The 9062-nt window shown below is 70.6% G+C and carries 9 protein-coding genes; 6 read left to right on the top strand and 3 right to left on the bottom strand.

From position 1 onward, the window contains the following. Positions 1-88: 88 nt before the first annotated feature. Positions 89-883: a hypothetical protein gene (locus ABT004_RS35035; protein WP_351345413.1), complete on the bottom strand. Its 795-nt coding sequence runs from the start codon at positions 881-883 to the stop codon at positions 89-91. 292 nt (positions 884-1175) lie between these two features. Between ABT004_RS35035 and purN the strand changes: the two genes are divergently transcribed. Next, positions 1176-1805 carry a phosphoribosylglycinamide formyltransferase gene (gene purN / locus ABT004_RS35030; RefSeq protein ID WP_351345411.1) on the top strand — a complete coding sequence of 210 codons (630 nt, stop codon included), beginning with the start codon at positions 1176-1178 and terminating at the stop codon, positions 1803-1805. After that, positions 1802-3409, top strand: a complete 1608-nt coding sequence (gene purH, locus ABT004_RS35025) for a bifunctional phosphoribosylaminoimidazolecarboxamide formyltransferase/IMP cyclohydrolase (protein WP_351345408.1) — start codon at positions 1802-1804, stop codon at positions 3407-3409. The genes purN and purH overlap by 4 nt, the downstream gene beginning before the upstream one ends. 86 nt (positions 3410-3495) lie before the next feature. On the opposite strand, the gene ABT004_RS35020 is transcribed toward purH, so the two are convergent. Further along, positions 3496-4125, bottom strand: a complete 630-nt coding sequence (locus ABT004_RS35020) for an RDD family protein (RefSeq protein ID WP_351345405.1) — start codon at positions 4123-4125, stop codon at positions 3496-3498. 94 nt (positions 4126-4219) lie between these two features. Continuing rightward, entirely contained in the window at positions 4220-4822 is a 603-nt protein-coding gene (locus ABT004_RS35015) for a DUF3824 domain-containing protein (protein WP_351345402.1), read from the bottom strand. A 213-nt stretch (positions 4823-5035) separates the two neighbouring features. Between ABT004_RS35015 and ABT004_RS35010 the strand changes: the two genes are divergently transcribed. From ABT004_RS35010 to ABT004_RS34995, 4 genes are all read left to right on the top strand, one after another. Then, positions 5036-5899 carry a bifunctional methylenetetrahydrofolate dehydrogenase/methenyltetrahydrofolate cyclohydrolase gene (locus ABT004_RS35010; protein WP_351345399.1) on the top strand — a complete coding sequence of 288 codons (864 nt, stop codon included), beginning with the start codon at positions 5036-5038 and terminating at the stop codon, positions 5897-5899. Positions 5900-5918: 19 nt separating this feature from the next. Then, positions 5919-6359, top strand: a complete 441-nt coding sequence (locus ABT004_RS35005) for a DUF3017 domain-containing protein (RefSeq protein WP_351345396.1) — start codon at positions 5919-5921, stop codon at positions 6357-6359. A gap of 289 nt (positions 6360-6648) precedes the next feature. Beyond that, positions 6649-7689: a helix-turn-helix domain-containing protein gene (locus tag ABT004_RS35000; RefSeq protein ID WP_351345393.1), complete on the top strand. Its 1041-nt coding sequence runs from the start codon at positions 6649-6651 to the stop codon at positions 7687-7689. Positions 7690-7949: 260 nt separating this feature from the next. Beyond that, complete coding sequence (locus ABT004_RS34995; RefSeq protein WP_267069475.1) at positions 7950-8942, top strand: malate dehydrogenase; 993 nt, start codon at positions 7950-7952, stop codon at positions 8940-8942. The last annotated feature ends 120 nt before the right edge of the window (positions 8943-9062 follow it).

The raw sequence follows: 9062 nt of genomic DNA, 5'->3' as shown, positions 1-9062 counted from the left end.
GATAGATCAAGCCCCTGCGGCAAAATCAAGCCCCGCCGGCGTTTGAGGCGCGGGGTCCGGGGCGGAGCCCCGTGGCCGTAACCGTGGGTCAGCGTTCGCCCAGTAGTGGCCGGAGTTCCTTCGGGAGGAGGTCTTCGCAGGACTTCTTGGCCGCGTTGGTCAATGCGTCCGTACGGCACTCGTAATAGTCGCTGTAGACCATCTTCGCCGTGAACAACGACGCCACCATCGCCAGCGCGAGCGCCCCCGTGACCAGGCCACTGATCGCCGCCGTCGTCTGCGGACGCGCGGCCTCGGCCTCCGCGGGGCGCGGCGGGGTGTCCGGGTCGGCCGGGCGGGGCTTCATGCGCAGCGCGCTGACGCCCCAGTACAGGGCGAGGACGCCCAGCAGCAGCGCCACGTACGGCCAGCTGAACAGGGCGAAGAAGAAGCCCCACATCCCGGAGAGCAGCGCGTAGCGCGCGCGGCGCTGGATCGGGTCCGTCGGATCCCAGCGCATGCCGCCGGGGCCCGGGCCCTGCCCGCTGTTCTGCCCCTCGGGGCCACCGCCCCCGCCGCTGCCAGGACGGTCGCCGAAGCGGCCGCCCTGGGCCGGGCCCGGCTGACGGTCGCTCCACTGGCCGCCCCAGGGCGCGCTGCCCCCGCCCTGTCCCGAACCGGATCCCGAGTCGGAGTCCGAGCCCTCCGGGCGGCGTGGCTGCCACGGCCGGTCGGGCGCGTCCTCGGCCGGCGGCGCGAACGGATTGCTGTCCTTGGAGTCGTCCGTTTTCTTGGGCGATTCCTTGGGCGATTCCTTGGACGGCGGCGACGGCGGTGTGGGTCGGCCTTCGCGCGGCAGGACGGCGCCGGTGGGCAGCGTGAGGCGAAGGCTTCGGTCCGGCATCAGATGTGCGTCTTCCCCTAGGTCGTCGGTCACGGGACCGCCGGCGGCGGCCCGGCGTGGCGTTCTTCACGTCAACGTCCGATGGCCGCTCAGCGTTCCGTCCCGGCCGACGCTACCTGTCGGCCCGGCCCCCGTCCCATGGGGCCCGTCGGCCGTGCCGGTATCGTTGCTGCCGGTCGGCCGCTTCGTAGGGTTCCCCGATCGGGGAAGGCGAAGCGTTCGTGCGAACGCACCAAAGGTGCGGCCGTACGCGCCGGCCGCGCACCGTAGCTCCCCTAGAAAGGGCCCCGTCGTGGCCAAGGCCAAGCGCCTCGTCGTGCTGGTCTCCGGATCAGGAACGAATCTGCAGGCACTCCTCGACGCGATCGCGGCGCAGGGGGCCGACACGTACGGCGCCGAGATCGTGGCCGTCGGCGCCGACCGGACGGGCATCGTCGGCCTGGAGCGCGCCGAGCGCGCGGGTCTGCCGACGTTCGTGTGCCGCGTGAAGGACCACGCGACCCGCGAGGAGTGGGACCGGGCGCTCGCTGAGGCCACGGCCGCGTACGAGCCGGACCTGGTGGTGTCCGCGGGGTTCATGAAGATCGTGGGCAAGGAGTTCCTCGCCCGCTTCGGCGGGCGGTTCGTGAACACGCACCCCGCCCTGCTGCCCAGTTTTCCCGGTGCGCACGGCGTGCGGGACGCGCTCGCGTACGGCGCCAAGGTCACCGGTTGCACCGTCCACTTCGTCGACGACGGCGTCGACACAGGACCGATCATCGCCCAGGGCGTGGTCGAGATCGTGGAAGAGGACACCGCCGACGGTGAAAGCGCTCTGCACGAGCGCATCAAGGAAGTCGAGCGCACGCTGCTCGTCGATGTCGTGGGGCGGCTCGCCCGTAACGGCTTCAGCATTGAGGGACGAAAGGTAGTCACCCCGTGACCGCGGAAAACACCGCCGGAACCGCCGGAAGCAACAAGCGACCCATCCGCCGGGCGCTCGTCAGCGTCTATGACAAGACCGGTCTGGAAGAGCTCGCGCGCGGGCTCCACGAGGCGGGCGTCGAGCTGGTCTCCACCGGCTCCACCGCAGGGAAGATCGCCGGCGCCGGGGTGCCGGTCACCAAGGTCGAGGAGCTCACCGGGTTCCCCGAGTGCCTCGACGGCCGCGTGAAGACCCTGCACCCGAAGGTGCACGCCGGCATCCTCGCCGACCTGCGCCTGGAGGACCACCAGAAGCAGCTCGCCGACCTCGGTGTGAAGCCGTTCGACCTGGTGATCGTGAACCTGTACCCGTTCCGGGAGACCGTCGCCTCCGGCGCCACCCCCGACGAGTGCGTCGAGCAGATCGACATCGGCGGCCCCTCGATGGTCCGCGCCGCCGCCAAGAACCACCCGTCGGTCGCCATCGTCACGAGCCCCGAGCGGTACGCGGGTGTCCTCGCGGCCGTCAAGGACGGCGGCTTCGACCTCGCCACCCGCAAGCGCCTCGCCGCCGAAGCGTTCCAGCACACGGCGTCGTACGACGTGGCCGTCGCCTCCTGGTTCGCCGACGACTACGCGGCCGCCGACGACAGCGGCTTCCCGGACTTCATCGGCGCCACGTACGAGCGCAAGAACGTGCTCCGCTACGGCGAGAACCCGCACCAGGGCGCGGCCCTCTACGTCGACACTGTGTCAATCAGCGGCTCCGCCGCGGGCGGCGGCCTCGCCGAGGCCGAGCAGCTGCACGGCAAGGAGATGTCGTACAACAACTTCACGGACACGGACGCCGCGCGCCGTGCCGCGTACGACCACGAGGACCCCTGCGTCGCGATCATCAAGCACGCGAACCCGTGCGGCATCGCGATCGCCGCGAACGTCGCCGAGGCGCACCGCAAGGCCCACGCCTGTGACCCGCTGTCCGCGTTCGGCGGCGTCATCGCCGTGAACCGGCCGGTCACCAAGGAGATGGCCGAGCAGGTCGCCGAGATCTTCACCGAGGTCATCGTCGCGCCCGACTACGAGGACGGCGCCCTCGAGGCCCTCACCAAGAAGAAGAACATCCGCGTGCTGCGCGCCCCGAACGGCCCGGCCGCCAAGGTCGAGACGAAGCAGATCGACGGCGGCGCGCTCCTCCAGGTCACCGACCGCCTCCAGGCCGACGGCGACAACCCGGCCTCCTGGACGCTCGCGACCGGAGACGCGCTCTCCCAGGGCGAGTTGGACGAGCTGGCGTTCGCCTGGAAGGCGAGCCGCGCGGTGAAGTCCAACGCCATCCTGCTCGCCAAGGACGGCGCCTCCGTCGGCGTCGGCATGGGTCAGGTCAACCGCGTGGACTCCGCGAAGCTCGCCGTCGAGCGGGCGGGCGAGGAGCGGGCGCGCGGCTCGTACGCCGCCTCCGACGCGTTCTTCCCGTTCCCCGACGGCCTGGAGATCCTGACGGCCGCGGGCGTCAAGGCCGTGGTCCAGCCCGGCGGTTCGGTCCGCGACGAGCTGGTCGTCGAGGCCGCGAAGAAGGCGGGCGTGACGATGTACTTCACGGGCACGCGCCACTTCTTCCACTGACGGTCGACCACTGACGGTCGACGCAACAGTCGATGCATGCGCGAGGGCCCGCCGGTCGACGACCGGCGGGCCCTCGCGTGTGTCGGTCAGCCCTTCGTGTGCACCACGACCGTGCCCGCCACCTTGTCGTGCCAGCCCTGCTTGCGGCCGGACTTGTCCCAGAAGGGCGACAGGTAGACGACCAGCATCCCGATCCCGCAGGCGAAGGCGCCGACCATCGGGATGACCCAGCGCAGGAAGCCACTGGTGAGCCCCGGCTTGGCGCCGTTCTCCGCCTTCAGTACGCGCAGGCCCACCGCGAGTTTGCCCAGAGTGGCGCCGACGAGGGAGATCATCAGCCACTCGTAGAGGAAGACGACGGCCGTCATGGCCAGCGCCACCGGGACGATCCCGGAGTAGAAGTCGCCCGCGGCCTCCTGGACGCAACTGCTGAAGGCGGCGGTGTCGGACGAATCGCAGGCCCCCAGCGCGTGAAAGTAGTCCGACATGGAGGGCGCCATCAGCACCATGTTGAGGATGGTGAGGGGCACCCCGTCGATGACCCGCGCCGCGAGGCGTCGCCCCATCGAGGCGATCGGCGGCACCCCCGTCGGCGCCGGCGGGTACGGGTGGCCGTAGCCCTGCGGCGGCACGCCGTACGGGTTCTGCCCGCCGTAGTAGGGGCCGGCCTGGGGCGGCGGGGGTCCGTAAGGGGAGTTGGGCTCGCCGTGGCTCATGGCTGTGTTCCTCTGAAGGCGGATGTGCGGGTGTACGAGTCGGCCCTGACCAGGCGTGCGAGCCGGGTCAGGGCCGAAGGGCTACTCGGAACGGTCAGTGCCGGGCGCGGTTGAACCAGGCCGAACCGTTCGCGTTGCCGACGAAGACGGCGATGAGGACGGCGAGCACCGTGTGGACCAGGCCCACGACGAGGAACGGGTAGAGGCCCATGATCGCCGTGATGATGCCGAAGATCATCGCCGCGACGCGCAGGCCATTGCCGCCCGTGTTGAACTTCACCGCGAGGACGACGGCGAAGGCCGCCCAGAGCACGGCGAACACGGTCAGGCCCCACAACATGCCGGACGAGTAGTCGGCGAGCTGCTGGAAGGCGGCGTCCTCCTTGAGCTGCGCGTCGTTCTTGGCGGCGCTGACGCTCGCGGCGGCGATGGCGAACAGCGCCACACCGATGATCTGCAGGCCGACGATGACCCACAACAGCACGCGGGCGGTGCTCACCGTGCCCGGCATGGTGGTCATGACAGGGCCGCCGCCGTACGGCTGGCCGGGCTGCGGCGGATAGGCGGGATACCCGCCCTGGCCCGGCTGCTGGGGATATCCGTAACCCTGCTGCGGGGGCACGCCCTGGGGGGCCTGCTGGCCGTACGGGTTGCCCTGCTGCTGGCCGTAGGGGTTGTTCGGCTCGCCGTAACTCATGGTTCTCGCTTCCTCCGTTGAACGTCGGGGACGACGGGTCTTGTACGGAGGAAGACGGGCGAAGGTGCCTTTGGTGCGGTCTGCTCCCCCGACGCTTCCCGCGGTACTGCGGGTCTCATCGTTCTCAATGACGTGACGCCTGTCCAGTCGGTCCGCAGGCTGTTGTGCAAGTGCAACTTGGGTGAACCGCGGCCGCCCTGGAACAATGGCGGCATGACCGCCCAGATTCTCGATGGCAAGGCCACCGCAGCCGCGATCAAGTCCGATCTGACCGCCCGCGTGGCGGCGCTGAAGGAGAGGGGGGTCACGCCGGGGCTCGGCACGATCCTCGTAGGGGAGGACCCCGGAAGCCAGAAGTACGTCGCCGGAAAGCACCGGGACTGCGCGCAGGTCGGCATCGCGTCGATCCAGCGCACGCTGCCCGCGACGGCCACGCAGGAGGAGATCGAGGCCGTCGTCCGCGAGCTCAACGAGGACCCGGCCTGCACCGGCTACATCGTCCAGCTGCCGCTGCCCAAGGGCATCGACGAGAACCGCGTCCTCGAACTGATGGACCCGGACAAGGACGCCGACGGCCTGCACCCGATGAACCTCGGCCGCCTCGTCCTCAACGAGCCGGCGCCGCTGCCCTGCACCCCGTACGGCATCATCACGCTGCTCCGCAAGCACGGTGTGGAGATCAAGGGCGCGGAGGTCGTCGTCGTCGGCCGTGGCGTGACCATCGGCCGGCCGATGCCACTGCTGCTCACCCGCAAGTCCGAGAACGCCACGGTGACGCAGTGCCACACCGGCACCCGTGACCTGTCCGCGCACCTCAAGCGGGCCGACATCATCGTGGCCGCCGCGGGCGTGCCGCACCTGGTGAAGCCGGAGGACGTGAAGCCCGGAGCCGCCGTGCTCGACGTCGGCGTCTCGCGCGACGAGAACGGCAAGATCGTCGGCGATGTGCACCCCGGCGTCACCGAGATCGCGGGCTGGATCTCGCCGAACCCGGGCGGGGTCGGCCCGATGACCCGTGCCCAGCTCCTCGTGAACGTGGTCGAGGCCGCCGAACGGGACGCGAACGGTGTCGGCTGAAGCGGCCGGGAGCGCGGCCATGGGTGTCGGCGAAGGTGCCGCGTCCGAAGGCGCCTCCCAGGACCCGAAGAAGTCCGGCAGCCGGCGCTTCCCGCTCTTCACGCGTGACACCGCGCGCCCGGAGGGCGGCGGCCGGGCCGCCGGCGGGGACGCGCCCGCGCCCGCCCGCCAGTGGCCGATCATCGCCGTTCTCTCGGTGACCGCGCTCGGGCTGCTGCTGACCGCCTTCGGTCTGTTCCGCGTCGGCACGATCCTGGTGGGTGTCGCGCTGCTCGGCGGCGCCGTGCTGCGCCGGCTGCTGCCGGACGTCGGGATGCTGGCCGTGCGCTCGCGCTTCACCGACATGGTCACGTGCGCGGGCCTCGGCATCGTCATCGTGCTGCTGGCGCTGATGGCGCAGCCCGAACCGTGGCTGAAGCTTCCGTTCCTTCAGGACACGCTGCACTTCACGGTGCGCTGAACCGTCGAACGGGCCGTCGATGAGCCGTCCGTGAGCCGCTGACGACCCCAAGTGACAGGCGGGGCCTCCACATTGGAGGCCCCGCCTCCTTTTGTGGTGATCTCCGGCACGTTCTCGGGGTTTTCCGCACGCAGGGCCCGGTGCACGCTGTCGAATGACCCCATACGCCCCCGGACCGGGAACTGACATCCTGGTTTCCCGCATCCCAATGGGTAGCCACTGGGGGCCGAAGTGCGACGCGCGGCGCGGGGGAACAGGGCTCGCGGGGGGAATAAGGGGGAAGGGCGATATGCCTCGTTGGAAGGCGCTTCCGGATGAACTCGATCCACAGGTCAGGGAGTTCGCCGGGCAGCTGCGCCGACTTGTGGACCGCAGCGGCCTGGGGATCGCCGCGCTCGCGGACCGTACCGGGTACAGCAAGACGTCGTGGGAGCGGTACCTGAACGGGCGGCTGCTCGCGCCCAAGGGCGCCATCGTCGCGCTCGCCGAGGTGACCGGCACCAACCCCGTTCACCTGACGACGATGTGGGAGCTCGCGGAGCGCGCGTGGAGCCGTTCCGAGATGCGCCACGACATGACCATGGAGGCCATCCGGATATCCCAGGCGCGGGCCGCGCTGGGCGAGTTCGGGGGGCCGGGGCAGGCCACGCAGACCAAACCGGCCAAGCAGACCAGACAGGCCAAGCCCGCCAAGCCGGCGGGGCCCGGCGGGGCGCAGCGCCCGACCGTGCCGCCCCAGGCGTCGGCGCCGAGCGTGGACCAGTTCGGACCGGCCCCCGTGCTGTCGCCGCAGGAACCGCCGCAGGAGCCGCCGCGGGGCGCGGTGCCGGGTGGCGGCGGGGGCGGCCGGCGCCGGCTGGTGATGTTCGGGGCCGGGGCGCTGGGCGCCGCCCTGATCATCGCCGTCGGCTTCTTCGTGGTCAGGGGGACCGGGGACGACGGAGCCGAGGCAGGCAAGTCGCCCTCGCCGAGCGCGAGCGCGCCCCAGCTGCCCGACGGCGTCAAGTGCGTGGGCGCGGGCTGCGGCGGCAAGGACCCGGAAGCCATGAACTGCGGCGGCGAACACGCGCTGAACTCCACCGACGCCGTGGTCGGCACCGTCACCGTCCAGGTCCGCTACAGCAAGACGTGCAAGGCGGCCTGGGCCCGGATCCAGGGCGCGGCCCCCGGTGACGCCGTCCAGTTGCAGAAGGGCGCCGCGTCCTCGAAGAAGGGCACGGTCAGCGCCGCGGACACGGACGCGTACACGCCGATGATGGCCGTGGACGCGGCCTCCGACGTCAAGGCGTGCGCGACGCTCGCGAATGGGCAGAAGGGCTGCACCAAGTAGCCGTGCATGGGTGAGCCGCTTCGGGGAAGGCGGACCAGTACCCCACGGGATCGCGCAGTAGCACCCCCACGGCGGCCGCCTGAGCCTTTCTCTCCCGGGCTCGGCGGCCGTTCGCGTGTTCGTACCAGGGCACGGGAGGGGCTGTGGGGCGATCCACAGGGACCTGTGGTTCCCGTGCGGGCGGGGCGCGGTAGCCTGACGAACGGATCTCTTGATACCAAGAGATCGATCAAATGACCTGCTGTCCTACGGAGAACGCCATGACCCGCACTCCCGTGAACGTCACCGTCACCGGCGCCGCCGGCCAGATCGGCTACGCACTGCTCTTCCGCATCGCCTCCGGCCAGCTGCTCGGCGCGGACGTGCCGGTCAAGCTGCGTCTCCTGGAGATCACCCCGGCGCTCAAGGCCGCCGAGGGTACCGCCATGGAGCTCGACGACTGCGCCTTCCCGCTGCTTCAGGGCATCGAGATCACCGACGACCCGAACGTCGCCTTCGACGGCACCAACGTCGGTCTCCTCGTCGGCGCCCGCCCGCGTACGAAGGGCATGGAGCGCGGCGACCTCCTCGAGGCCAACGGCGGCATCTTCAAGCCGCAGGGCAAGGCCATCAACGACAACGCCGCGGACGACGTCAAGATCCTCGTCGTCGGCAACCCGGCGAACACCAATGCGCTGATCGCCCAGGCCGCCGCCCCGGACGTACCGGCCGAGCGCTTCACCGCGATGACCCGCCTCGACCACAACCGCGCGCTGACCCAGCTCGCGAAGAAGTCGGGCGCCACGGTCGCCGACATCCAGCGCCTGACGATCTGGGGCAACCACTCGGCGACCCAGTACCCGGACATCTTCCAGGCCACGGTCGCGGGCAAGCCCGCCATCGAGGCCATCGGCAACGACGAGAAGTGGCTGGCCGAGGACTTCATTCCGACCGTCGCCAAGCGCGGTGCCGCGATCATCGAGGCCCGTGGCGCGTCCTCCGCCGCCTCCGCCGCCAACGCCGCGATCGACCACGTCCACACGTGGGTCAACGGCACGGCCGAGGGCAACTGGACCTCCATGGGCATCCCGTCGGACGGCTCGTACGGTGTGCCGGAGGGCATCATCTCGTCCTTCCCCGTCACCACGAAGGACGGCAAGTACGAGATCGTCCAGGGCCTGGAGATCAACGAGTTCTCGCGTACGCGCATCGACGCGTCCGTGCAGGAGCTGGTGGACGAGCGCGAGGCCGTGCGCGGCCTGGGCCTCATCTGATCCGTACGCTCACGGCGGCCGCCCCCCCGGCCAACAGGATTGAGAGGGGGGGGCGGGGTTAAGGGGGGCCCCCAAAAAACCCACCGCCCAAACACCGGGGTAAGAAATGGTGATTGGAGA

This window comes from Streptomyces sp. NPDC002790 (assembly GCF_040295505.1).
Taxonomy (GTDB): domain Bacteria; phylum Actinomycetota; class Actinomycetes; order Streptomycetales; family Streptomycetaceae; genus Streptomyces.
Note: the sequence above shows the minus strand (reverse complement) of the source record. Positions and strands in the feature narration are given on the sequence as shown.